General features: G+C 67.8%; 21 protein-coding genes. 15 read left to right on the forward strand and 6 right to left on the reverse strand.

Annotated features, from left to right (window positions below; translation table 11 throughout):
- The 12 genes from B1L07_00005 (at position 1) to B1L07_00060 (ending at position 13,258) form a co-directional block, all read left to right on the forward strand.
- Positions 1–1,329, forward strand: coding sequence for a chromosomal replication initiation protein DnaA (locus tag B1L07_00005; protein AUZ53779.1), 1,329 nt, complete (start codon positions 1–3; stop codon positions 1,327–1,329).
- 321 nt (positions 1,330–1,650) lie between these two features.
- Complete coding sequence (locus tag B1L07_00010) at positions 1,651–2,751, forward strand: DNA polymerase III subunit beta (GenBank protein ID AUZ53780.1); 1,101 nt, start codon at positions 1,651–1,653, stop codon at positions 2,749–2,751.
- Between the two features lie 586 nt (positions 2,752–3,337).
- Positions 3,338–4,438, forward strand: coding sequence for a DNA replication/repair protein RecF (locus B1L07_00015; protein AUZ53781.1), 1,101 nt, complete (start codon positions 3,338–3,340; stop codon positions 4,436–4,438).
- 109 nt (positions 4,439–4,547) lie between these two features.
- On the forward strand, positions 4,548–7,007 hold the full coding sequence (locus B1L07_00020; protein ID AUZ53782.1) for a DNA topoisomerase (ATP-hydrolyzing) subunit B: 2,460 nt from the start codon (positions 4,548–4,550) through the stop codon (positions 7,005–7,007).
- A 73-nt stretch (positions 7,008–7,080) separates the two neighbouring features.
- Entirely contained in the window at positions 7,081–7,923 is an 843-nt protein-coding gene (locus B1L07_00025) for a hypothetical protein (GenBank protein AUZ53783.1), read from the forward strand.
- Between the two features lie 72 nt (positions 7,924–7,995).
- A complete protein-coding gene (locus B1L07_00030) occupies positions 7,996–8,802 on the forward strand; it encodes a peptidase (GenBank protein ID AUZ53784.1) in 807 nt (268 codons plus the stop codon).
- A 152-nt stretch (positions 8,803–8,954) separates the two neighbouring features.
- Complete coding sequence (locus B1L07_00035; protein ID AUZ53785.1) at positions 8,955–10,148, forward strand: hypothetical protein; 1,194 nt, start codon at positions 8,955–8,957, stop codon at positions 10,146–10,148.
- A 146-nt stretch (positions 10,149–10,294) separates the two neighbouring features.
- Positions 10,295–10,966, forward strand: a complete 672-nt coding sequence (locus B1L07_00040) for an energy transducer TonB (protein ID AUZ53786.1) — start codon at positions 10,295–10,297, stop codon at positions 10,964–10,966.
- An 85-nt stretch (positions 10,967–11,051) separates the two neighbouring features.
- Positions 11,052–11,795 carry a biopolymer transporter ExbB gene (locus B1L07_00045; GenBank protein ID AUZ53787.1) on the forward strand — a complete coding sequence of 248 codons (744 nt, stop codon included), beginning with the start codon at positions 11,052–11,054 and terminating at the stop codon, positions 11,793–11,795.
- A 45-nt stretch (positions 11,796–11,840) separates the two neighbouring features.
- On the forward strand, positions 11,841–12,266 hold the full coding sequence (locus tag B1L07_00050) for a biopolymer transporter ExbD (GenBank protein AUZ53788.1): 426 nt from the start codon (positions 11,841–11,843) through the stop codon (positions 12,264–12,266).
- Positions 12,267–12,269: 3 nt separating this feature from the next.
- Positions 12,270–12,680 carry a biopolymer transporter ExbD gene (locus B1L07_00055; protein AUZ53789.1) on the forward strand — a complete coding sequence of 137 codons (411 nt, stop codon included), beginning with the start codon at positions 12,270–12,272 and terminating at the stop codon, positions 12,678–12,680.
- A 185-nt stretch (positions 12,681–12,865) separates the two neighbouring features.
- Positions 12,866–13,258 carry a biopolymer transporter ExbD gene (locus B1L07_00060; protein ID AUZ53790.1) on the forward strand — a complete coding sequence of 131 codons (393 nt, stop codon included), beginning with the start codon at positions 12,866–12,868 and terminating at the stop codon, positions 13,256–13,258.
- A gap of 302 nt (positions 13,259–13,560) precedes the next feature.
- On the opposite strand, the gene B1L07_00065 is transcribed toward B1L07_00060, so the two are convergent.
- The 3 genes from B1L07_00065 to B1L07_00075 all read right to left on the reverse strand — a co-directional run bounded on the left by B1L07_00065 (position 13,561) and on the right by B1L07_00075 (position 16,121).
- Complete coding sequence (locus tag B1L07_00065) at positions 13,561–14,316, reverse strand: pyridoxine 5'-phosphate synthase (GenBank protein ID AUZ53791.1); 756 nt, start codon at positions 14,314–14,316, stop codon at positions 13,561–13,563.
- Positions 14,313–14,591, reverse strand: a complete 279-nt coding sequence (locus B1L07_00070) for a hypothetical protein (protein AUZ56374.1) — start codon at positions 14,589–14,591, stop codon at positions 14,313–14,315. Before B1L07_00070 ends, B1L07_00065 begins: the two co-directional genes overlap by 4 nt.
- A 69-nt stretch (positions 14,592–14,660) precedes the next feature.
- Positions 14,661–16,121 (reverse strand): cardiolipin synthase, encoded by a 1,461-nt coding sequence (locus tag B1L07_00075; GenBank protein ID AUZ53792.1) that lies wholly within the window; start codon positions 16,119–16,121, stop codon positions 14,661–14,663.
- A 112-nt stretch (positions 16,122–16,233) separates the two neighbouring features.
- On the opposite strand from B1L07_00075, the gene B1L07_00080 reads away from it, so the two are divergent.
- Positions 16,234–17,325, forward strand: a complete 1,092-nt coding sequence (locus tag B1L07_00080; GenBank protein AUZ53793.1) for a radical SAM protein — start codon at positions 16,234–16,236, stop codon at positions 17,323–17,325.
- A 19-nt stretch (positions 17,326–17,344) separates the two neighbouring features.
- Here the strand turns inward: B1L07_00080 and B1L07_00085 are convergent, their stop codons facing one another.
- Both B1L07_00085 and B1L07_00090 read right to left on the reverse strand, forming a co-directional pair.
- Positions 17,345–17,707, reverse strand: a complete 363-nt coding sequence (locus B1L07_00085) for a hypothetical protein (protein AUZ53794.1) — start codon at positions 17,705–17,707, stop codon at positions 17,345–17,347.
- Positions 17,708–17,888: 181 nt separating this feature from the next.
- Positions 17,889–18,902 carry a fructose-bisphosphatase gene (locus B1L07_00090; GenBank protein AUZ53795.1) on the reverse strand — a complete coding sequence of 338 codons (1,014 nt, stop codon included), beginning with the start codon at positions 18,900–18,902 and terminating at the stop codon, positions 17,889–17,891.
- A gap of 187 nt (positions 18,903–19,089) precedes the next feature.
- On the opposite strand from B1L07_00090, the gene B1L07_00095 reads away from it, so the two are divergent.
- Positions 19,090–20,325, forward strand: coding sequence for a hypothetical protein (locus tag B1L07_00095; protein ID AUZ53796.1), 1,236 nt, complete (start codon positions 19,090–19,092; stop codon positions 20,323–20,325).
- A gap of 81 nt (positions 20,326–20,406) precedes the next feature.
- On the opposite strand, the gene B1L07_00100 is transcribed toward B1L07_00095, so the two are convergent.
- Entirely contained in the window at positions 20,407–21,609 is a 1,203-nt protein-coding gene (locus tag B1L07_00100) for an aromatic amino acid aminotransferase (protein ID AUZ53797.1), read from the reverse strand.
- Between the two features lie 162 nt (positions 21,610–21,771).
- Here B1L07_00100 and B1L07_00105 point away from each other — a divergent pair, with 162 nt between their 5' ends.
- Positions 21,772–23,898, forward strand: a complete 2,127-nt coding sequence (locus tag B1L07_00105) for a ligand-gated channel (protein AUZ56375.1) — start codon at positions 21,772–21,774, stop codon at positions 23,896–23,898.
- Positions 23,899–23,912 lie beyond the last annotated feature (14 nt).

Consider the following 23,912-nt stretch of genomic DNA (forward strand, 5'->3'; position numbering starts at 1 on the left):
ATGGATGCCTGGTCCCGTTGTATCGAACGTCTCGAAGCGGAGTTCCCGCCCGAAGATGTCCACACCTGGTTGAAGCCGTTGCAGGCCGACCACCGCGCCGACAGCATGGTGCTGTACGCCCCGAATGCCTTCATCGTCGACCAGGTGCGCGAGCGCTACCTGCCGCGCATCCAGGAGCTGTTGCGCTATTTCGCCGACGTCACCGACGTGCAGCTGGAGATCGGTTCGCGCCCGCGCGCGGCCGAACCGGTGGTGGCGGCCGCGCCTGCGGCCACTGCCGCGGCCGCCGCACCGGCGGTGCCGTTCAACGGCAACCTGGACGCGCATTACACCTTCGCCAACTTCGTCGAAGGCCGCAGCAACCAGTTGGGCCTGGCCGCCGCCTTCCAGGCGGCGCAGAAGCCCGGCGACCGTGCGCACAACCCGCTGCTGCTGTACGGCGGCACCGGCCTGGGCAAGACCCACCTGATGCTGGCCGCCGGCAACGCCATGCGCCAGGCCAACCCGGCCGCGCGGGTGCTGTACCTGCGTTCGGAGCAGTTCTTCAGCGCCATGATCCGGGCGCTGCAGGAAAAGACCATGGACCAGTTCAAGCGCCAGTTCCAGCAGGTGGACGCGCTGCTGATCGACGACATCCAGTTCTTCGCCGGCAAGGACCGCACCCAGGAGGAGTTTTTCCACACCTTCAACGCGCTGTTCGACGGCAAGCAGCAGATCATCCTGACCTGCGACCGCTATCCGCGCGAAGTCGAGGGCCTGGAAGCGCGGCTGAAGTCGCGCCTGGCCTGGGGCCTGTCGGTGGCGATCGAACCGCCGGATTTCGAGACCCGCGCGGCCATCGTGCTGGCCAAGGCCCGCGAGCGCGGCGCCGAGATTCCCGATGACGTCGCGTTCCTGATCGCCAAGAAGATGCGCTCCAACGTGCGTGACCTGGAAGGCGCGCTCAACACGCTGACCGCGCGCGCCAATTTCACCGGACGCGCGATCACCACCGAGTTCGCCCAGGAAACCCTTCGCGACCTGCTGCGCGCGCAGCAGCAGGCAATCAGCATTCCCAACATCCAAAAGACCGTGGCCGACTATTACGGCCTGCAGATCAAGGACCTGTTGTCCAAGCGCCGCACCCGTTCGCTGGCGCGGCCGCGGCAGGTGGCAATGGCGCTGACCAAGGAGCTGACCGAACACAGCCTGCCGGAAATCGGCGACGCCTTCGCCGGCCGCGACCACACCACGGTGCTGCATGCCTGCCGCCAGATCCGCACGCTGATGGAGACCGACGGCAAGCTGCGCGAAGACTGGGACAAGCTCATCCGCAAGTTGAGTGAGTAAAGCATCGGGACACCGGCAACGACGTGGCAACAGGGCCAGCGAATGATGCATCGGCGCGAGACAGGCGTCATCGCACAAAACGGTGCATCATTCGGGGGCAGACGCTGGGGAATCTGTGGATAAAAATGTGCTGCCAGATCGGCGCCAGGTTATCCACAGCTTTCCCCACCCGTTCCGGGCCAGTAATACAGAGGGTTTCGATGCAATGAAATCCTTTAAAAACAAATACTTGGGTGTGTTTTAAACCAAATCTGGCTCTACCAGCACCACCAAGCTTTTGATTTAACCCACATCTTTAAAAGCATAGGGGCACGAAACCACATGCGTTTCACACTGCAGCGCGAAGCCTTCCTCAAGCCGTTGGCCCAGGTCGTCAACGTGGTTGAACGCCGTCAGACCCTTCCGGTTCTGGCCAACTTCCTGGTCCAGGTGCAGGGCGGCCAGCTGTCGTTGACCGGTACCGACCTGGAAGTGGAAATGGTCTCCCGCATCGCGGTCGAGGATGCGCAGGACGGCGAAACCACGATTCCGGCACGCAAGCTGTTCGAGATCGTCCGCGCCCTGCCCGACGGCAGCCGCGTAACCGTGTCGCAGACCGGCGAGAAGATCACCGTGCAGGCCGGGCGCAGCCGCTTCACCCTGGCCACGCTGCCGGCAAACGATTTCCCGTCCGTGGACGAGGTCGAGGCGACCGAGCGCGTGGCAGTGCCCGAATCGGCACTGAAGGAACTGATCGAGCGCACCGCGTTCGCGATGGCGCAGCAGGACGTGCGCTATTACCTCAACGGCCTGCTGTTCGACCTGCGCGACCAGCTGCTGCGCTGCGTGGCCACCGACGGCCACCGCCTGGCGCTGTGCGAAACGGCGCTGGAGAACAGCACTGGCTCCAAGCGCCAGATCATCGTGCCGCGCAAGGGCGTGACCGAGTTGCAGCGCCTGCTCGAGGGCGGCGACCGCGAAGTGGAGCTGGAAGTCGGCCGCAGCCACGTGCGGGTCAAGCGCGACGATGTCACCTTCACCTCGAAGCTGATCGATGGCCGTTTCCCGGATTACGAAGCGGTGATCCCGATCGGCGCCGACCGCGAAGTGAAGGTGGACCGCGAAACCCTGCGTGCGTCGCTGCAGCGTGCGGCCATCCTGTCCAACGAGAAGTACCGCGGCGTCCGCGTTGAAGTCACGCCGGGCCAGCTGAAGATCAGCGCGCACAACCCCGAGCAGGAAGAAGCGCAGGAAGAGATCGAGGCGGATACCCAGGTCAGCGACCTGGCCATTGGCTTCAACGTGAACTACCTGCTCGATGCGCTGTCGGCACTGCGCGATGAGCACATCGTCATCCAGTTGCGCGATTCCAACTCCTCCGCCCTGGTACGTGAAGCCAGCAGTGAGAAATCCCGGCATGTAGTCATGCCGTTGCGTCTCTGAGGCGTGCAGTTCCACGTGGAACACAAGCCCGGCAATGCCGGGCTTTTTTTTCCCCTTGCAGTTCACGCAAGGTTTCACGTGGAACCCGGCAGCGACGAAGTTGCTATCTGCCCTGCCCGATGTGGAACGCCTGCCAGTCCAGCCGACGAGGTGCCTGTTGAAGGTTCCCGTTCCGGCATGCGTCGGCACTCAGAAAAGATCCCCCTTGGGAACGTCTGCGTGAGGCCTGCAAAGCTTTAAATCTGGAAATAAATCAAAAGCTTTGTGGTGATGGTAGTGCTGGATTTTATGTAAAACTAGGTTATCTATTTGTTTTAAAAGGATATTTATAGGGCGAAACCCCTGCGGAAAAGGCGGGGATTGCCCTGTGGATAGCTGTGGGTAGCCAGATCCGGGATGAAATCGGCGGATTTATCCACAGGGTACGCAGGGAGGACCCACTGGCCCCCCACAGCGCTGGGCGGCGCCCGAAGGCGACGATCGGCGGCACTCTCCTCACCACGCGATCCGGGGGATGGATGCTTTAAGCTGCGGATCTTTTCCCCGGTTGTAACCGCCGGGGCGTTGCGTCTACTCCCGAGCATCAATGCACATCGTCCGTCTCTCGCTGAACCGGGTCCGCCGGTTCGATTCCGTGGAGCTCGCTCCCCGCCCGGGCCTCAACCTGATCACCGGCGACAACGGTGCGGGCAAGACCAGTCTGCTGGAGGCCCTGCATCTGATGGCGTACGGGCGGAGTTTCCGTGGCCGGGTCCGCGACGGACTGGTGCAGAAGGGCGCCGAGGCGCTGGAAGTCTTCGTCGAGTGGCAGGAGCGCGTGGGAGCCGGCGGTGGCGAACGGCTGCGCCGTGCTGGCCTGCGTCATGCCGGCCAGGCGTGGAAGGGCCGTCTTGATGGGGAGGATGTAGCGCAACTCGGAACGCTGTGCGCGGCTCTCGCGGTGGTCACTTTCGAGCCGGGCAGCCACGCCCTGGCCAGTGGCGGCAGCGAGCCGCGCCGACGTTTCATCGATTGGGGGTTGTTCCACGTGGAACCTGACTTTCTTTCGCTGTGGCGTCGTTACACCCGGGCCCTCAAGCAGCGTAATGCCCTGCTGAAGGCGGGCGCCGCCCCGCGTCAGCTTGATGCCTGGGACCATGAACTGGCCGAGGCGGGGGCGCCGCTGACCTCGCGGCGCCAGCATTACCTCGACCGGCTGCAGGAACGCGCGGTGGCCATTGCGGCGGATCTGGCGCCTGGGCTGCAGTTGCAGCGCCTGGAACTGCAACCGGGCTGGCGCCGGCACGAGATGTCGCTGGCCGACGCGCTGTTGCTGTCCCGCGAGCGCGACCGCGCCATGGGCCACACCTCGGTGGGGCCACACCGGGCCGACTGGTCGGTCGGTTATGGGGAGATTCCTAGCCGCGATGCGTTGTCGCGCGGCCAGGCCAAGCTCACCGCCCTGGCCTGCCTGCTGGCCCAGGCGGACGATTACGCGGCCCAGCGCGGCGAGTGGCCGGTGATCGCCCTGGACGACCTCGGAGCGGAACTGGACCGGCACCACCAGCAACGCGTGCTGCATCTGCTGGCCGCAACCCCCGCCCAGGTTTTCATTACCGCCACCGAGACCCCTGTCGCCCTGGCCGAACACCTGCACCCGTCCGCCGTGTTCCACGTGGAACACGGCGCCGTCCAGGTCCGCCCATGACGGTTCCGGGTGCGCAAGGGCCCGGCTGGTATACTTTCGACGATCCCCTCTTTACTCACGCCCCGACCTCCGGGCCGGCGCGTGACCTGTGGAGCCAACGGCAAGCGCGATGAGCGAAGAACAGAACACTCCGGCCAGCAACGGCAATTACGACGCCAACAGCATCACCGCCCTTGAAGGCCTGGAGGCTGTCCGCAAGCGTCCCGGCATGTACATCGGCGATGTCCACGATGGCACCGGCCTGCACCACATGGTGTTCGAAGTCGTCGACAACTCCATCGACGAAGCGCTGGCCGGACACGCCGACAACGTGCTGGTGACGATCCATGCCGATGGCTCGGTGTCGGTGTCGGACAACGGCCGCGGCATCCCGGTGGGCAAGCACGAGCAGATGAGCGCCAAGCTCGGCCGCGAGGTATCCGCCGCCGAGGTGGTGATGACGGTCCTGCACGCCGGTGGCAAGTTTGACGACAACAGCTACAAGGTGTCCGGTGGCCTGCACGGCGTGGGCGTCAGCGTGGTCAACGCGCTGTCGGAGAAGCTGCTGCTGGACGTCTTCCAGGGCGGCTTCCATTACCAGCAGGAATTCAGCAACGGTGCCGCGGTCGGCCCGCTGAAGCAGCTGGGCACCACCAGCAAGCGCGGCACCACCGTGCGCTTCTGGCCCTCGACCGTCGCGTTCCATGGCAACGTCGAATTCCATTACGAAATCCTGGCGCGCCGGCTGCGCGAGCTGTCGTTCCTCAACTCCGGCGTCAAGGTCATCCTGGCCGACGAGCGTGGCGAAGGCCGTCGCGACGATTTCCACTACGAAGGCGGCATCAAGAGCTTCGTCGAGCATCTGGCGCAGCTGAAGACTCCGCTGCACCCGAACGTCATCGCGGTCAGCGGCGAGCACAACGGCATCACCGTGGAAGTGGCGCTGCAGTGGACCGATTCCTACCAGGAAACGATGTACTGCTTCACCAACAACATCCCGCAGAAGGATGGCGGCACCCACCTGGCCGGTTTCCGCGGCGCGCTGACCCGCGTGCTGAACAACTACATCGAGCAGAACGGCATCGCCAAGCAGGCCAAGATCAGCCTGACCGGCGACGACATGCGCGAAGGCATGATCGCGGTGCTGTCGGTGAAGGTGCCGGACCCGAGCTTCTCCAGCCAGACCAAGGAAAAGCTGGTCAGCTCCGACGTGCGCCCGGCCGTGGAAAACGCCTTCGGCGCGCGCCTGGAGGAGTTCCTGCAGGAGAACCCGAACGAGGCCAAGGCCATCGCCGGCAAGATCGTCGATGCCGCCCGCGCCCGCGAAGCCGCGCGCAAGGCCCGCGACCTGACCCGCCGCAAGGGCGCGCTGGACATCGCCGGCCTGCCCGGCAAGCTGGCCGACTGCCAGGAAAAGGATCCGGCGTTGTCCGAGCTGTTCATCGTCGAGGGTGACTCGGCGGGCGGCTCGGCCAAGCAGGGCCGCAACCGCAAGAACCAGGCGGTGCTGCCGCTGCGCGGCAAGATCCTCAACGTGGAACGCGCGCGTTTCGACCGCATGCTGTCCTCCGACCAGGTGGGTACGCTGATCACCGCGCTGGGTACCGGCATCGGCCGCGATGAGTACAACCCGGACAAGCTGCGCTACCACAAGATCATCATCATGACCGACGCCGACGTCGACGGCGCGCACATCCGCACCCTGCTGCTGACGTTCTTCTACCGGCAGATGCCGGAGCTGATCGAGCGCGGCTACGTCTACATCGGCCTGCCGCCGCTGTACAAGATCAAGCAGGGCAAGACCGAGCTGTACCTGAAGGACGACCCGGCGCTGGACGCCTACCTGGCCAACAGCGCGGTGGAGAACGCCTCGCTGGTTCCGGCTACCGGCGAACCGCCGATCGAGGGCGTGGCGCTGGAGAAGCTGCTGATGACCTACGCCAGCGCCCAGGACGCCATCGACCGCAACGCCCACCGCTACGATCGCAGCCTGCTCGAAGCCCTGGTCGATTTCACCCCGATGGACCTGGAGCACCTGCGCAACGCGCCGGCCGGCGAGGGCCTGGACGCGCTGGCCAGGCGCCTGAACCAGGGCAGCCTTGGCACCCCGCGTTTCAGCCTGGTCCTGCAGGAACCGACCGAACAGCGCCCGGCCGCGGTGCTGGTCACCCGCCGCCACATGGGCGAGGAGCACATCCAGGTGCTGCCGCTGGCGGCCTTCGAATCCGGCGACCTGCGCCCGCTGCACCAGGCCTCGCAGCTGCTGCATGGCCTGATCCGCGAAGGCGCGACCATCAACCGTGGCAACCGCTCGACCGAGGTCACCGGCTTCGCCCAGGCCCAGGCCTGGCTGATGGAGGAAGCCAAGAAGGGCCGCCAGATCCAGCGCTTCAAGGGCCTGGGCGAAATGAACCCGGAACAGTTGTGGGACACCACCGTGAACCCCGATACCCGCCGCCTGCTGCAGGTGCGGATCGAGGATGCGGTGGCCGCCGACCAGATCTTCAGCACCCTGATGGGCGACGTGGTCGAACCGCGCCGCGACTTCATCGAGGACAATGCGCTGAAGGTTACCAACCTGGATATCTGACACAATCCTGCAACACGGGCGGGTGCCGCACCCGGCCCCCGCCCGCCGCCTCTCCCGCTGCCGCAGGAACACGATGTCCGCCCCACCACCGGTTCCGTTGTCCGTCCCGCCCGCCACGCCGCCGGTATCGCGCCCGGGCTCGCCGCTGCTGGGCTTTGGCCTGGACATCCTGCTGGCAGCCAGCATCCTGCTGGGGCTGAGCCTGCTCTGCGGCCTGGCGTGGGGCCTGTGGCGCGGGTTCGAGGTCGGCATGGCGGTCGCGCGCGAAGGCGGCGGAGCGCCGGATGCGGCACAACTGGGCGCGCAGCTGGGCCAGCCCGGTGCCCTGGCGCAGATGCTGATCGCACTGGTGTCCACCGGCCTTGCCGCCCTGGTGCTGTACTTCTGGCGCCGGCCGGCCTCACAAGCCGAGCGTACCGCTTCCCATGCCGCCGTCCGCCGTGCGTCCACCTGGGGCTGGACCCTGCTGGTGGCTGCCGGGGTATTCGCCGGCAGCAGCCTGATCTCTTGGCTCGGCAAGCAGCTCGGCATCGAGCCGGTGCCGACCAATCTGCCGCTGATGGAACAGGCCCTGGCGCACTACCCGGTGTTCCTGGTGGTGTTCGCCGTGTTCCTGGCCCCGGCCTACGAGGAACTACTGTTCCGCCGGGTGCTGTTCGGACGGCTGTGGGCGGCGGGACGGCCGTGGCTGGGCATGGCGCTCAGCGGTGCTGCCTTCGCCTTCATCCATGAGATCCCCGGGACCACCGCCAACGGACTGCCGGAAGTCCTGCAGCTGTGGCTGGTCTACGGTGGCATGGGCGTGGCCTTCGCCTGGCTCTATCGCCGCACCGGCACCTTGTGGGCGGCGATTGCCGCGCATACGCTCAACAACGCGATCGCACTGACCGCACTGGTGTTTTTCGGGCTGCAGTAAGTGCGCAACAGGTTGACGGAAATTTAAGCCGGGCGCTCGCACACTGCGGGCATGAATGAAGGGAAATACGCCATGAAACCCCTGCTGTTCGGCGCCGCCATCGCCCTGCTGCTGGGCGCCTGCGCGACCACGACCTCACCCACCGGCCGCCGCCAGGTGGTGGGTGGGATCTCGCAGCAGCAGCTGGACCAGCTCGGCGCGCAGGCCTTCGCCGAAACCAAGGCCAAGCAGACCCTGAGCCGGGACGCCCGCCAGAACGCGTACGTACAGTGCGTGGTCAATGCGCTGGTCGCCGAGCTGCCCCAACAGTACCGGGGCGTACGTTGGGAGACCGCGCTGTTCGTCGAGAAGGAACCCAATGCGTTCGCCCTGCCCGGCGGCAAGGTCGGGGTCAACAGCGGCATCTTCACGGTGGCGAAGAACCAGGACCAGCTGGCGGCGGTGATCGGGCATGAGATCGGCCATGTGATCTCGCGGCACCACGAAGAGCGTCTGACCCGTCAGCAGGGCACGCAGCTGGGCCTGGGCATAATCGGCGCGCTGGCCGGCGCGGCCTATGGCGATACCGCGGCCAGCGCGGTCAACCAGTTCGGCGGCCTGGGCGCACAGGGACTGATCCTGCTGCCCGGCTCGCGCACCCAGGAAAGCGAGGCCGACGTGGTCGGCCAGCGGCTGATGGCGCAGGCCGGGTTCGACCCGGCCCAGGCCGTGGACCTGTGGCAGAACATGATGGCGGCCGGGGGCGGACGTCCCCCGCAGTGGCTTTCCACCCACCCCGATCCGACCAACCGCATTCGCGAGCTGCAGCGCGATGTGGCCGTGCTGGAACCCGTCTACCGCCAGGCGCGCCAGTCCGGAAGGACGCCGCGCTGCGGTTGACCCGTGGACACCACCATCCCGGGCCTTGGACATTGGTGCAATACAGCATCGGAAGTGATTTCTCCGTCAAAATTTTTCTGTTACGTTTGGCGGCTCTGTCTGCACAGACAGTCCGTCTACAGCCCCGCCCCGCGGTTCCATCGAGGTGACCCATGATCTCCCGCAGCCATAAGCAGGCCCTGCTTTCCGTCCTCGTCGCCACCGTACTGGGTGGTGTCGTGGTTGCCGACGCCGCCGCCCAGGCGCGTTCGTCCGATCGCGGGAGCGAGCGCCGCAGCCGCGGTTCGGCCAAGGCCGAGGTGCTGTATCCGGAAGCGACCCGCCAGGAACCCAATGGCAAGTCGTCCTCGAAGATGGGCGGCAAGCTGCAGAAGCTGTTCGCCGCCTACAACAAGGACGACTACGAGCAGACCCGCACCCTGGCCGATGAGATCATCGCCGCCGAGGGCGCCAATGACTATGACAAGGCGGTCGCCAACCAGCTCGCCTCGCAGGCGGCCTACAACCTGGACGACACCGCCGCTGCCAAGCAGTACCTGCAGCAGGCCATCGCGCTGAACCAGCTGGACAACAACGGCCACTTCCAGGCGATGCTGATGCTGGCCCAGCTGCAGCTGCAGGACGAGCAGTACGCCGAAGGCCTGGCCAACCTGGACAAGTACCTGGCCGAATCCAAGTCGCACAAGCCCGAGGAACTGGTGATCAAGGGCCAGGCCCTGTACCAGACCGAAAAGTATGCCGAGGCCATCCCGGTGCTGAAGGCGGCCATCGCCGCCTCGCCCGAGCCGAAGGACAGCTGGAACCAGCTGCTGATGGCGGCCTACGCCGAAGCCGGCCAGACCGGCGAAGCGGTCAAGGAAGCCGAGGCCCTGGCCGCCAGGAACCCGGCCGACAAGAAGGCGCAACTGAACCTGGCCAGCATGTACATGCAGGCCGACCAGATGGACAAGGCCGCCGCGGTGATGGACAAGCTGCGCGCGGCCGGACAGCTCACCGAAGAGCGCGAGTACAAGCAGCTGTACTCGATCTATGCCAACACCGAGAACAAGGAAAAGGACGTCATTGCGGTGATCAACGAGGGCATGTCCAAGGGCATCCTCAAGCCGGACTACCAGGTCTACCTGGCGCTGGCGCAGTCGTACTACTACTCCGACCAGATCCCGCAGGCCATCGAGGCGTGGCAGAAGGCCGCCCCGCTTTCCAAGGATGGCGAGACCTACCTGAATCTGGCGCGTGTGCTGCACTCTGAAGGGCGGATTCCCGAAGCCAAGCAGGCGGCCCGGGATGCAAAGGCTAAAGGTGTGAAGAACCCGGCCGATGCAGACAAGATCATCAACCTGAAGTAAGCAGGAATAACGCCTGAACAGCTGCATTTGTGATGCGCAGCCGGTCAGGATTGGTATAAGCTTGGAGGTTCCTGCGGTGTCATGCACCGCTGAATCAGGGGCGTCGGAACAGCGCCGCCCCGGCCCCACTAATGAGCTCTTGGCGCATGACGGAACAACTGGTTTTCCACCACAGGTATGACGGCGAGAAAGAGACGGGTCTGAGCTGGCCCCGCATCGCCGGTATCGCCTTTGTAATCGCACTCCATCTGGCAGCCCTGATGATGCTCCTGATTCCCGCCGTGGCCCCGAAGGCCGCCAAGGAAAAGGAACGCAACGTCATGGTGACCCTGGTCGACGCCCCGCCGCCGCCACCGCCGCCGCCGCCGCCGCCGCCGCCGCAGGACACGCCGCCGCCGCCGGTCAAGAACCTGGCGCCGCCGAAGCCCTCGCCGCTGCCGCCGCCGCCGGAAGCGCCGGTGGTGGACGTGCCGGAACCGCGCCCGAACGACGTGGTGACGCCGCCGTCGCCGCCGTCGCCGCCGGCGCAGGTCACCGACATCCAGGCCAGCGTGGACATCTCGTCCAAGAACATGAACCCGCCGCGTTACCCGCCGGCCGCCTTCCGCGCCGGTATCCAGGGCGAGGTCATCCTCATCATTGATGTCGACGCCAGCGGCAACGTCACCAATGTGTCCGTCGAGAAGTCCAGCCGTAACCGTGATCTCGACCGCGCCGCCATGGATGCGGCACGCAAGTGGAAGTTCAATCCTTCCGTCATCAATGGACAAAAGGCGGCTGGTCGCGTCCGCGTCCCGGTCAACTTTGCGCTGAGCTGATCCCCCGGCGGCCAGCGGCCGCCCGCAGGGAACCGTTCGACTTTAGCTACACCCTTTAACACCACACACAACAAAGGTAAGCGTCATGCTGCAGGAAATCTTCATCGCCGCTGCTGCCGGGGGCAACGCAAACAACGCGCTCTCGCAGATGGGCTTCGAGCATCTGATTCACGAAATGACCTCCAAGCCGGGTGACTTCGCGGTTTCCTGGGTCGTGCTGCTGACCCTGGTCGCGATGTCGGCGATGTCGTGGTACTGGACCGTCATCAACATCTTCCGTTCCACCCGCCTGAAGTCGGCTTCCGACCGCGTGCCGGGCATGTTCTGGGACGCCGCCAATGCCCAGGACGCGATCCGCGCCATGGAAGAGCAGCCGGCTTCGGAGCCGTTCTCGAAGATCGCGCTGGACGCCGCCCAGGCCGCTGCGCACCACCAGCAGGCCGGCGCCGCCGAGACCCTGAGCCGTTCGGAGTTCGTCGACCGCGCCCTGCGCCAGGCCGTCACCCGCGAATCCAACAAGCTGCAGGGAGGCATGATCCTGCTGGCCACCGTCGGCGCGACCGCTCCGTTCGTGGGCCTGCTGGGTACGGTGTGGGGCATCTACGGCGCGCTGATCAAGATCGGTGCCACCGGTTCGGCCTCGATCGACGCCGTTGCCGGCCCGGTGGGTGAAGCGCTGATCATGACCGCGATCGGTCTGTTCGTCGCGATCCCGGCCGTGTTCGCCTTCAACTTCTTCAGCAAGATCAACAGCGCCACCGTCAGCAAGTTCGACACCTTCGCGCACGATCTGCACGACTTCTTCGCCACCGGCTCGCGCGTTCGCTGAGCCGGCAGCAGAGCAGTCCTCGCAACGATATAGACGGAGCCCGTTATGGCTTTCAGTAGTGGTAACAGCGGCGGCCCCATGGCCGACATCAACGTCACGCCCCTCGTGGACGTGATGCTGGTGCTGCTGATCATCTTCATCATCACGGCTCCCCTGATGTCCCACAAGGTCAAGGTCGAGCTGCCCGAGGCCAACCTGAACATCAACCCGGACGACGCTGAGAAGCGTTCGGGTCCGATCACGGTGGCGGTCAAGGAAGACGGTTCGCTCTACTGGAACGATGAGCCGGTGTCGAAGGAGACCCTGGAATCGCGTTTCGCCACTGCTGCCCAGCAGACGCCGCAGCCGCCGCTCAACCTGCGTGGTGACAAGACCACCAAGATGAGCGTGATCAATGAAGTGACCAAGATCGCGCAGAGCCAGGGCATGCTGGACGTCGGTTTCGTTGCCACCAAAGAAAAGGGGCAATAAGCGATGGCTTTCAGTAGTGGTGGAAACAGGGGCCCCATGGCCGACATCAACGTCACGCCCCTCGTGGACGTGATGCTGGTGCTGCTGATCATCTTCATCGTGACCGCGCCGATCATGACGTACCCGATCGCCGTGGACCTGCCACAGCGGGTCATCAACCCGCCGCCGCAGCTGCGCGAGCCGCCGCCGCCGATCGATCTGCGCGTGGATGCGAGCAATCAGGTTTACTGGAACAACAGCCCGGTGAACGTGAACGAGCTGCAGCAGAAGATGGAAGAAGAAGTACAGAAGGATCCGACCAACCAGCCGGAACTTCGCATCGATGCCAATCCGGATTCCGAGTACGAGGTCATGGCCAAGATCCTGGCCCAGGCCAAGAACGCTCAGATGAAGAAGATCGGTTTCGTGCAGTAACGCAATACCAAGTCATGACGCGACTGGAAAACGCCCCCGCTAGCCGGGGGCGTTTTTTTTGCCTGGAAGTTTGTTCCCTTGCCTACGGGTGATGCCCCAGGCCGCTGGCGGCCGGGATCGACCCTGTGGCTTTGGGTCAGGAGCTGATAAGGTCCGCAAACACGGAAGCCCAAAGGGAACCTGGGATGCTGAAGGGGAAGAAGCTGATATGGGTTGTGGTGGCGCTGGCCGTGGCTGTGATTGGCCTGGCAATGGGTGCCTTGATGGTGACCGCACCGATCATGACCTATCCAATCTCGGTGGATCTGCCGCAACGGGTGATCAATCCGTCACAGCAGCAGAGCGAGCTGCGGCCAATCGACCTGCGCGTGGATGCCCGTAACCAGATTTACTGGAAGGAAAGTCCGGTTGACGTCAATGAGCTCCAGCAAAGGATGGAGGACGAGGTCCGCAAGGATCCGACCCACATGCTGGAACTTCGCATCGATGTCGATCCGGACTCTGATTACGAGGTCATGGCCAAGATCCTGGCCCAGGCCAAGAACGCCCAGATCAAGAAGATCGGTTTCGTGCGGTAGCGCAATACCGGATCATGACGCGGTTGCAAAAGCGCCCCGCTCTCTCTTCTTCCGCCGCACTTGGCGTGCCCTGTCGGTGGCGATGCGCGGCGGAGCGAGGCGGGACACCGGCCCATGCGCGAGGGGGCCATGCCGGGTGACAGGAAGAGGACCCGGAATGCCGGGGTTCCGAGACGGGCTGCGATAGCTGCCGCCCTTCTTTCCGGCCGCCATCCGGTTGCATCCACCCCCTATGGCGTAGGGCCGTTCGCCCGAAGCCGCTGCGCTACCCCGCTACCCACCGATAGCGCTGGGCGGCGCGATCAGTGACGCTGCGCGATGACGCGCAGATAGCCTTTCACCGTCGCATCCAGCCCGTCGTACAGGGCTTCGCCGATCAGCGCGTGGCCGATGGAAACTTCCAGCACCTGCGGTACGTGCGCGAGGAAGCGGGCCAGGTTGGATTGCGACAGGTCATGGCCCGCGTTGACCCCCAGCCCGGCGGCCTGGGCACGGCGCGCGGCATCGGCGAACAGTGCCAATGCGGCGTCCGGGGCGCCAGCGGCGAAGGCCTCGGCATAAGGACCGGTATAGAGCTCGATGCGGTCCGCGCCTAGTGCGGCGGCGGCGGCGATATCCGGGTTGCCGGCGTCGACGAACAGGCTGACCCGGCAACCGTAGCCCTTCAGGGCGGCGATCAGCGGGCGCAGGCGTTCGCCGTCGCGGGCGAAATCGAAGCCGTGGTCCGATGTCAGCTGGCCATCGCTGTCCGGGACCAGGGTGGCCTGCGCCGGGCGGGTCTGCTCGCACAACGGCAGCAGCCCCGGATAGCCCGGGCGTGGTGGCGCGAAGGGATTGCCCTCGATGTTGAACTCGACGCCGCGCGCGCGGGTGAGCGTTGAAAGCACGTGCACGTCATCGGCGCGGATATGCCGCTGGTCCGGGCGCGGGTGCACGGTGATGCCGTGCGCGCCGGCGTCCAGGCACGCGGTCGCCGCGCGCAGCACGTCCGGGTCGTTGCCACCGCGCGAATTGCGCAGCACGGCGATCTTGTTGACGTTGACGCTCAGGCGGGTCATGACGGCGGGTGTTCTTCGGGAGCAGGAGGGGAAGGCGGCGTCGCCGGCGGTACCGGGGGGCGCAGCTGGTTGCGCAGGGCCTGCAGCTCGGCCGGGTGCAGGGCGCGCGGCGCCTGCCGGCTGCTGCCGGCGAAACGGGCCACGTACAAGCCCCTTATCCACAACAGGAACAGGGCCAGCGCGGCCAGCAGCGACAGCAGCAGCAGCCCGGCATGCGTGGTCGTGAGGGAAACGGTGAAGGCGCCCAGCGCGAGCAGCAGGAACAGCCAGTACATGACGATCTCCCGGTGGAGGCGCACAGTGTAGCGGCCCGCCCGGTGCGGGTTCCACGCGTGCACACCGCCCTACAGCAGCGGCGAGGCGAGCCGGGCGAACGCCTCGGGCAGGCGCTGCCGCCACAGCGGGCGATGGCGGTCGGGCAGCACCGGCGTGGCGTGCTCGAACTCCTGCGCCAGGATGGCTTCCAGCTCCGCGGTCAGCCCGCGGTCGTGGTAAAGCATGGACAGTTCGAAGTTCAGGCGGAAGCTGCGATGGTCGAAATTGGCGCTGCCGACGATGCAGGTGTCGTCGTCGGCGATGAACGCCTTGGTGTGTAGCATGCGCGGGCCGTACTCGTAGATCCTGACCCCGGCCTGCAGCAGCTCGTCGTAGTAGGAGCGGCCGGCCAGGGTGACGAACAGCGAATCGCTGCGCCGCGGCACAAGCAGGCGTGTGTCCAGCCCGCCGAGCGCGGCCGAGGTCAGCGCCATCCGCGCCGCCTCGCCGGGGACGAAGTAGGGCGTGACCAGCCATACCCGGCGTGACGCCTCGTGGATCGCCGCCACGTGCATGCGGTGGATCGCCTCCCAGGAAGAATCCGGGCCGGAGACCAGTACCTGTGCCTGCACCGCACCGTCCTCGCGCGCCGGGCCGGCCGACGGGAACAGGTCCTCGCGGTCGAAGTGCGCCATGCCCTGCCCGCTCGCGTAGATCCAGTCCTCCAGGAACACCAGCTGCAGGCTGCGCACCACGTGCCCGGTCAGGCGGGTGTGCAGGTCGCGGTACGCGTCCGGGTTGCGGCTGTCATCCTCGTCGTCGGTGATGTTGATGCCGCCGGTGAAGGCGACCGTGCCGTCGATCACCACCAGCTTGCGGTGGGTACGCAGGTTCAGCCACGGCCGCTTGAACGGCTTGAGCAGCTGCCGGGGGTGGAACCACTCCACTTCGGCGCCGGCGTCCAGCAGCGGGCGCAGGAAGCTGCGCCTGACCCGCGACGACCCCACCGCGTCCAGCAGCAGGCGTACCTTCACCCCGGCCCGGGCGCGCTCCACCAGCGCGTCGCGCAGCGCGGTTCCGGCGTGGTCGGGCTCGAAAATGTAGTACTCCAGGTTCACATGGCGCCGCGCCACGGCGACCGCCGCCAGGATCGCGGCGTATGTCGCGGCGCCGTCCACCAGCCAGTCCACGGCGGTGGCGGTGCTCGGCGGCAGCCCGGTGGTGGCCTGGCCGATGCGCGCCAGCTCGGTGCAGTGCACGTCGGCCGGGCAGACCGTGTTGTACGCCTCCATGCCCTCGCGCGAGCGCCCGCGCCGCAGCCGCTGGCGCACGATCTTCTGCGGGCCTATCAGGTAGAACACGAACAGGCCGATGTAGGGCAGCGCCGCCAGTGACAGGATCCAGCTGAGCGTCGCCACCGGCTCGCGCTTCTGCAGCACGATGTAGCCGGCCAGCAGCACCAGGTAGACGACGTAGGCCGCCGCCAGGATCTGGGCCGCGTGCGGAATGGCGGACACGCTGGTCCAGAGGCTGTGCAAGGCTTCGCGCATGCGCCGATTCTAGCCATGGGCGGTGCAGGGCGCGCGATGGCGGCGGCGCCACGCCCGCCCGCATGAACGCCACGTCGCTGCATCTGCGACGCGGCCGCGCTAGCGTAAGCCGATGCCGACTCCGATCAAGGGCCGCGGTGCCACCGGCCACCTGCCCGGCCGTTTCGAAACCACCACCACCGATGCCGTGGACGACGGCTGGCTGGCCGACGCCACCGACGAGTTCGCCACGCCGCGGCTGCGTACCGAGGTGCGCGCGGAAACCGCGCGCAGCATCATCAGCCGCAACAACTCGCCGGACGTGGGTTTCGAGCAGTCGGTGAACCCCTACCGCGGCTGCGAGCATGGCTGCTCGTACTGCTTCGCGCGGCCCACCCACGCCTACCTGAACCTGTCGCCGGGGCTGGATTTCGAGACCAGGATCTTCGCCAAGACCAATGCCGCCGAGCTGTTGCGCAGGGAGCTGGGCAAACCCGGCTACGTGGTCAAGCCGATCGCGCTGGGCATCAACACCGACGCCTACCAGCCAATCGAGCGCCGGCTGGGCATCACCCGGCAGCTGATCGAGGTGATGCTCGAGACCCGCCACCCGTTCTCGCTGATCACCAAGAACGCGCTGGTGGAACGCGACATCGACCTGCTGGCGCCGCTGGCCGCGCAGCGCCTGGTCAGCGTGCATTTTTCGGTGACGTCGCTGGATCCGCACCTGTCGGCGAAGCTGGAACCGCGGGCCTCGGCGCCGCATGCGCGGCTGCGGGCGATGCGCCGGCTGCACGAGGCGGGCATTCCGGTCGGGGTGATGGTGGCGCCGGTGATCCCGTGGATCAACGACGCCGAGCTGGAGGCGGTGCTGGAAGCGGCGCGCGATGCCGGCGCGCGCAGTGCCGGCTACGTGCTGCTGCGGCTGCCGCATGAAGTGGCGCCGTTGTTCCGCGACTGGCTGCAGGCGCACTACCCGCAGCGCGCCGGGCACGTGATGAGCACCCTCAACCAGTTGCGCGGCGGCAAGGACTACGACAGCCAGTTCGGCAAGCGCATGCGCGGCGAAGGCGTCTATGCGCAGCTGCTGTCGCGGCGCTTCGCGCTGGCCAGCAGGCGCCTGGGCTTCAATGCTTCGCGCGAGCAGTGGCCATGGCTGGACTGCAGCCGTTTCGTGGCGCCGACGCCGCCGAAGAAGGCCTCGCCGCAGGGCGAGCTGTTCTGACCGGCCCTGGCGCCGACTTTCAGGGCCCGGTCGGCGCCAGGCGCGACGAATGCGAGGCGACCCTTTGCCAGTGGCCAGCGCGCAACACCCACACGCGCGTGACGCGCAAGCGCCCTTGCCACGGCTGGCCATCGCTGAGCGCGGCCTGCACGCTGGTGCCAGTGACCACCCCGGTGTCGCCGTAACGGCGTATCCGCACGTCCCCGTTGTCGATGCGGAGGTTGCGGCGCGGGCGCGCGGCCAGCGCCTGCAGGTCGTCGGCCCTGTGCTGCACGCGGCCGTCGAAATGGATGAGCAGCCAATCTTCGGCCAGCAGCGGCGCCAACGCCGCCGCCTCGCCCTGCAGGCGCAGGCGGTTCCAGGCGTCGTCAGCCTGCGCCAATGAGGGCGTCTGTGGCCCGGCCCAGCCGGCAACCAGGCACAACCCCGGGGCGAGCCATGCACGCATCGGCCTATCCTCCGGCGAAACCCCGAGGGTGGCGCGGACCCGGCTGCCGCGGTAGCGCCGGGTCATGCCCGGCAGCCGCCGCAGCGCGTGCCGGGCTGCGCGCAGGCGCGGGGATTCAGGCCTGCGCGTCGTGCTCGCGGTGGTAACGGGTGGCCTCGGCCACCTCGTTGCGCGAACCCAGGAACACCGGCACGCGCTGGTGCAGCTGTCCGGGCTGGATATCGAGGATGCGGCGGCGGCCATCGGTGGCGGCACCGCCGGCCTGCTCGACCAGCATCGCCATCGGGTTGGCCTCGTACATCAGCCGCAGCTTGCCCGGCTTGGACGGATCCTTGCGGTCCCACGGATAGATGAAGATGCCGCCGCGGGTAAGGATGCGGTGCACGTCGGCCACCATCGAGGCGATCCAGCGCATGTTGAAGTCCTTGCCGCGCACGCCTTCGCGGCCGGCCAGCAGGTCCGCGACATAACCCTGCATCGGCGCTTCCCAGTGCCGCTGGTTGGACATGTTGATGGCGAATTCCTTCGTGTCGGCCGGCACCTGCATGCCGCGCTGGGTCAGCACGAACTCGCCGGTCTCGCGGTCCAGGGTGAAGGCATGGGTGCCGTGGCCGACGCTGAGCACCAGCATCGTGCTCGGCCCGTAGATGCAGTAGCCGGCCGCGACCTGCTGCACGCCCGGCTGCAGGAAGTGTTCGTCGCCGGGCTGTTCGACGCCGGCCGGCGCGCGCAGTACCGAGAAGATGGTGCCGACGGACACGTTCACGTCGATGTTGGAGCTGCCGTCCAGCGGATCGAACAGCAGCAGGAAGTCGCCCTGCGGGTACTCCGACGGCACCGGCTGGCTGTGGTCCATTTCCTCCGACGCGCAGGCGGCCAGGTGACCACCCCACGCATTGGCCTCGAGCAGGATCTCGTTGGAGATCACGTCCAGCTTCTTCTGCGCCTCGCCCTGCACGTTGCCGGTGCCGGCATCGCCGAGCACGCCGCCCAGCGCGCCCTTGCTCACCGCGATCGAGATGCTGGTGCAGGCGCGGGCCACCACCGCCACCAGCTGGCGCAGGTCGGCGTTGATGCGCCGGGCATGCTGCTCTTCGATCAGGAAGCGGGTCAGCGACGTGCGGGACATGTTCGGGGGCTACCTTCAGACGAAAGGAGCGCTATTGTCGCGGGTTGTCCCGGCTTTTACGAGGTCATGGCCCGGTCTTGTCCCGGGGCGGGGCGCAAACGGCCACGCGATGACGCCTGTGGCCACCGGCGCGCGCCATCGGCGCCGGTCGGTGCTGGCTTAACATGCGCGTTCCGGAGGAAGAGAAATGGACTGGGACCAGGCAACGCAGAGTCTGCCCGCGGCGCTCGGCATCGGCCTGCTGATCGGCGCGGTGCGCGAGCGCCAGCATGGCGATGCCACCACGCTGCAGGCCGGGGTGCGCACCCACGCCCTGCTGGCGTTGATGGGCGCGGTCGGCATCGCCTTCGGACCGGCGGTGTTCCTGGTGCTGCTGCTGGCGGCTGCGCTGCTGGCGTGGAGCAGCTACCGCATCACCGCGCGCGACGACCCCGGCCTCACCGGCGAGATCGCACTGCTGATCACCGTGCTGCTTGGCGCGCTGGCATTCGACGCCCCCGAACTGGCGGCGGCACTCGGGGTGGTGGTGGCGATCCTGCTGTGGGCCAAGGCGCCGCTGGCACGGCTGAGCCGCGACCTGATCAGCGACCAGGAGATGCGCGACGCGTTGCTGCTGGCGGCGTGCGCGCTGGTGGTGCTGCCGTTGCTGCCGGATGAGGCGATCGACCCCTGGGGGGTACTGGTGCCGTCCAAGCTCTGGCAGATCGTGGTGCTGGTGATGGGCGTGGGCATGCTCGGCCACCTCGCATTGCGCGCGGTCGGCGCGCGCTGGGGGCTGCCGGTGGCGGGCTTCTTCTCGGGCTTCGCCTCGTCCACCGCGGCGGTGGCCGGCTTCGGCCGCGGCAGCAGGACGGCGGCGGAACTGGTCGGCCCTTCGGCGGCGGCGGCATTGTTGGCCAACCTGGCTTCGTTGCTGCTGTTCGCGGCGGTGATCGGCACCACGTCGCCGGCGCTGCTGCGCGCCAGCGCCTGGCCGTTGCTGGCCGCGGCGCTGGCGTTGCTGGCGCTCTCGCTGCTCGGGCTGCGCCACGTGAAGGAGGAAGCCGTGCCGCGCACCGCCACCGCCAAGGCGTTCCGCCTCGGGCACGCGCTGATGATCGCGCTGGTGATCGCCGCGGTGCTGCTGGTGTCCGAATGGCTGCGCCAGGTGTTCGGCCAGGCCGGGGCGCTGGTGGGCGCGACCATTGCCGCGCTCGGCGAACTGCACGCCGCGGCGGCCGGCATCGCCAGCCTGAACGCCGCCGGCGGCCTGCAGCTGGAACCGGCGCGCTGGGGCGTGGTGGCGCTGCTGGCGTCGGCCTCGCTGGCCAAGTCGGTGCTCGCGTTCGCCAGCGGCGGGCCGCGCTACGGTGCCGCGGTCAGCGCGGGGCTGGTGGCGATGGTGGCCGCGGCCGCCGCGGCCACCTGGCTGGTGCCGGCCTGAGACCACGCCGGCCGGCGTGGTCCAGGCATGAAAAAGCCCGGCGTCCGCCGGGCTTTTCCGGGTCATGGCGCCGGCCGTGGATCAACCGCGGCTGACGTCGTAGACCGCCTTGGCCACGTAGTCCAGGTTCTTCTGGCTGAGCGCGGCCACGCAGATGCGGCCGGTGCCGACGGCATAGATGCCGAACTCGTCGCGCAGCCGGTCCACCTGTGCCTTGCTCAGGCCCGAGTAGGAGAACATGCCGGCCTGCTGCTGGATGAAGCCGAACTCCGGCGCGCCCAGGGCGGCCAGCTTCTGCACCATGCCGGCGCGCAGGGCGTGGATGCGCTCGCGCATCGCGGTCAGCTCGGCGCCCCACATGCCGCGCAGCTCGGCGCTGCCCAGCACCCCGGCCACCAGCGCGGCGCCGTGGGTGGACGGGCTGGAGTAGATGGTGCGGATGATGCGCTTGACCTGCGACTGCACGGCCCTGGTCGAGGTCGCGTCCGGGCCCACCACCGACAGCGCGCCGACGCGCTCGCCGTACAGCGAGAACGACTTGGAGTACGAATTGGCGACGATGAAGCTGTCGATCCCGGCCTCGGCGATGATGCGCACCGCCTGGCCGTCCTGCTCGATGCCCTTGTCGAAGCCCTGGTAGGCCATGTCGATGAAGGGGAACAGCTGGCGCTCCTTGAGCAGCGCGGCGACCTGCTGCCACTGCGCGGTGTCCAGGTCGGCGCCGGTCGGGTTGTGGCAGCAGGCATGCAGCAGCACCACGGTGCCGGGCTGCAGCTTCTGCAGGTCGGCGATCATGCCGGCGAAATCCAGGCCGTGGCTGGCGTTGTCGAAGTAGGTGTAATCGACCACCTCGAAGCCGGCGGCGCCGAACACCGCGCGGTGGTTCTCCCAGCTCGGGTTGCTGATGGCCACGGTGGCGTGCGGCAGCAGCTTGTGCAGCAGGTCCGCGCCCACCCGCAGCGCGCCGCTGCCGCCGATGGTCTGCGCAGTGGCGACACGGCCGCTGGCGATCAGCTCCGAACCCTCGCCGAACACCAGCTTCTGCGTGGCCTGGGTGTAGGCCGGCAGGCCGTCGATCGGCAGGTAGCCGCGCGGCTTGGCTTCGGCGGCCAGCTGCTGTTCGATCAGCTGCACGGCGCGCAGCAACGGGATGCGGCCGTCTTCGTCGTAATAGATGCCGACGCCAAGATTGACCTTGGTCGGGCGCGGATCGGCGTTGTAGGCCTCGGTCAGACCCAGGATCGGGTCGCCAGGAACCTGTTCCACGTTTGCAAAGAAGGACACGGCGGTACTCGTCACGGTGGCGGGAGGGGAACTTCGGGACGACCGCGCAGCGCGGTCAAACCGCCCCATCCTAACAGGGCCTGGGGCGCTTGGCCGCAGGGGTTTCAGCCGGAACCGTCACGCACGGTCCACCGCTTGCCGGTGATCGGCGATGATGCCGGCATGAAGCGACGCAGGCGGTGGTTCCCGGTGATGCAAGTGGCAGTGGTGTTGCCGGTGGTGGCGCTGGCGGCGCCGGCCCCGGCGACCCTGGACGCGGTGCAGGTACAGGCGGCGCGGGTGCATGCGGTGGACGATTTCGACCTGCCCGCGTCGATCACCACCCAGGCCGTGGACGCGTACGGCAATGGCCGTGGCGCGCTGGTGTCCGAAGCGCTGGGCGGGGTGCCGGGCCTGCTGGCGCGCGAGCGGCAGAACCTGGCGCAGGACACGCAGCTGTCGATCCGCGGTTTCGGCGCGCGCTCCACCTTCGGCGTGCGTGGCGTACGCCTGCTGGTGGACGGGGTGCCGGCGACCATGCCCGACGGCCAGGGCCAGCTGTCGCACTTCAACCTGCTCGGCGCCGAACGCATTGAGGTGCTGCGCGGGCCGTTCTCGGCGCTGTACGGCAACTCCTCCGGCGGCGTGGTGCAGCTGTGGAGTGCCGATGGCCAGGCGGGCGACCCGTGGCGGCTGCGCGCCAGTGCCGGCAGCGACAACAGCCGCAGCCTGGGCCTGCAGCTGCGGGGTCTGGCCGGTGCCATGCGCTACAACGTCGCCGCCAGCGACTACCGCACCGACGGCTGGCGCCGGCACAGTGCGGCGCGGCGGCAATCGCTCAACGCCCGGCTCGGGTTCGAGGTGGCGCCGGGCCAGCGCCTGGACCTGCTGTTCAACGTGCTCGATGCGCCGCGCGCGCAGGACCCGCTGGGCCTGGACCGTACGCAGGTGCGCGAGGACCCGCGCCAGGCCACCGCCGTCGCCTCCCTGTACGACACCCGCAAGTCGGTGCGGCAGGCGCAAGCCGGCGCGGTGTACACGCTGCAGCGCAGCCGCCAGACCTGGCGGCTGATGGCCTATGCCGGGCAGCGCACGGTGGCGCAGTTCCTGGCCATTCCGCCCGCGGCGCAGGCCAACCCGCTGCATGCCGGCGGGGTGATCGGCCTGGACGGCGGCTACGGCGGCGTGGACGCGCGCTGGGCCTGGCACGGCAGCCTGGCCGCGCGCCCGCTGGAACTGGTGCTTGGAGCCAACGCCGACCGCCAGCGGCAGCACCGCACCGGCCACGAGAACTTCGTCGGCGAGGTGCTGGGCGTGAGCGGCCGGCTGCGCCGCGACCAGCGCGACCGGGTCGGCAACGTCGACCAGTTCGCGCAGGCCTGGTGGCAGGTCGCGCCGCGCTGGTCGCTGCTGGCCGGCGCGCGCCACAGCCGGGTGCACTTCCGCTCCGATGACCGCTATATCGCCGCCGGCAATCCGGACGACAGTGGCCGCCGCCAGTACGCCGCCACCACGCCGGTGGCCGGCGTGGTGTTCCGCGCCGGCCCGGACCTGCGCCTGTATGCCTCGGCCGGGCGCGGTTTCGAGACCCCGACCTTCAACGAGCTCGGCTACCGCGCCGATGGCGCTGCCGGGCTGGCGCTGGATCTTGTGCCGGCCACCAGCCGCAACCTGGAGGTTGGCGCCAAATGGCGCACCCAGGCCGGCACCCGGCTGGACCTGGCCCTGTTCCACACCGATACCGACGACGAACTGGCGGTCGCCAGCAACAGCGGTGGCCGCGCCAGCTACCGCAACATCGGCGCCACCCGCCGCCGCGGCATGGAACTGGGCTGGCGGCAGCCGCTGGGCGACACCCAGCAGCTGCAGCTGGCCTGGACCTGGCTGCAGGCCAGCGTGCGCGAGGGCTACCTGACCTGCACCGGCGCGCCGGCGCCCTGTACCGTGCCGCGCAACCCGGTGGCACCCGGCACCGCCCTGCCGGGGGTCCCGCGGCAACTGCTGCAGGCGCGATGGGACTGGCAGCCGGGCCATTGGCAACTGGCCGCCGACGCGCTGGCCGCGGGCGCCACGACGAGCACCGACCTGGGCGACGGACGCGCGCCGGGCTACGCACTCCTGAACCTGGAAGCGGCCCGCCAGTGGCGCACCGCGAACGGCCCGCTGCGCCTGTTCGCGCGCGTGGACAACCTGCTGGACCGGCGCTACATCGGCTCGGTCATCGTCAACGACGGCAACCGTCGCTACTACGAACCCGGCCGCGGCCGCGGCTGGACCCTGGGCCTGGAATGGCAGTGGTCACCGCACTGAGGCGGCGATGCACG

It is taken from the genome of Stenotrophomonas acidaminiphila, assembly GCA_002951995.1.
In the GTDB taxonomy this organism is placed as follows: domain Bacteria; phylum Pseudomonadota; class Gammaproteobacteria; order Xanthomonadales; family Xanthomonadaceae; genus Stenotrophomonas; species Stenotrophomonas acidaminiphila_A.

What these genes read in the sequence shown, in the direction of transcription:
- B1L07_00005 (AUZ53779.1), top strand. Translation starts at nt 1, where the DNA reads ATGGATGCCTGGTCCCGTTGTATCGAACGTCTCGAAGCGGAGTTCCCG.
- B1L07_00010 (AUZ53780.1), top strand. Translation starts at nt 1,651, where the DNA reads ATGCGTTTCACACTGCAGCGCGAAGCCTTCCTCAAGCCGTTGGCCCAG.
- B1L07_00015 (AUZ53781.1), top strand. Translation starts at nt 3,338, where the DNA reads ATGCACATCGTCCGTCTCTCGCTGAACCGGGTCCGCCGGTTCGATTCC.
- B1L07_00020 (AUZ53782.1), top strand. Translation starts at nt 4,548, where the DNA reads ATGAGCGAAGAACAGAACACTCCGGCCAGCAACGGCAATTACGACGCC.
- B1L07_00025 (AUZ53783.1), top strand. Translation starts at nt 7,081, where the DNA reads ATGTCCGCCCCACCACCGGTTCCGTTGTCCGTCCCGCCCGCCACGCCG.
- B1L07_00030 (AUZ53784.1), top strand. Translation starts at nt 7,996, where the DNA reads ATGAAACCCCTGCTGTTCGGCGCCGCCATCGCCCTGCTGCTGGGCGCC.
- B1L07_00035 (AUZ53785.1), top strand. Translation starts at nt 8,955, where the DNA reads ATGATCTCCCGCAGCCATAAGCAGGCCCTGCTTTCCGTCCTCGTCGCC.
- B1L07_00040 (AUZ53786.1), top strand. Translation starts at nt 10,295, where the DNA reads ATGACGGAACAACTGGTTTTCCACCACAGGTATGACGGCGAGAAAGAG.
- B1L07_00045 (AUZ53787.1), top strand. Translation starts at nt 11,052, where the DNA reads ATGCTGCAGGAAATCTTCATCGCCGCTGCTGCCGGGGGCAACGCAAAC.
- B1L07_00050 (AUZ53788.1), top strand. Translation starts at nt 11,841, where the DNA reads ATGGCTTTCAGTAGTGGTAACAGCGGCGGCCCCATGGCCGACATCAAC.
- B1L07_00055 (AUZ53789.1), top strand. Translation starts at nt 12,270, where the DNA reads ATGGCTTTCAGTAGTGGTGGAAACAGGGGCCCCATGGCCGACATCAAC.
- B1L07_00060 (AUZ53790.1), top strand. Translation starts at nt 12,866, where the DNA reads ATGCTGAAGGGGAAGAAGCTGATATGGGTTGTGGTGGCGCTGGCCGTG.
- B1L07_00065 (AUZ53791.1), bottom strand. Translation starts at nt 14,316, where the DNA reads ATGACCCGCCTGAGCGTCAACGTCAACAAGATCGCCGTGCTGCGCAAT.
- B1L07_00070 (AUZ56374.1), bottom strand. Translation starts at nt 14,591, where the DNA reads ATGTACTGGCTGTTCCTGCTGCTCGCGCTGGGCGCCTTCACCGTTTCC.
- B1L07_00075 (AUZ53792.1), bottom strand. Translation starts at nt 16,121, where the DNA reads ATGCGCGAAGCCTTGCACAGCCTCTGGACCAGCGTGTCCGCCATTCCG.
- B1L07_00080 (AUZ53793.1), top strand. Translation starts at nt 16,234, where the DNA reads ATGCCGACTCCGATCAAGGGCCGCGGTGCCACCGGCCACCTGCCCGGC.
- B1L07_00090 (AUZ53795.1), bottom strand. Translation starts at nt 18,902, where the DNA reads ATGTCCCGCACGTCGCTGACCCGCTTCCTGATCGAAGAGCAGCATGCC.
- B1L07_00095 (AUZ53796.1), top strand. Translation starts at nt 19,090, where the DNA reads ATGGACTGGGACCAGGCAACGCAGAGTCTGCCCGCGGCGCTCGGCATC.
- B1L07_00105 (AUZ56375.1), top strand. Translation starts at nt 21,772, where the DNA reads ATGAAGCGACGCAGGCGGTGGTTCCCGGTGATGCAAGTGGCAGTGGTG.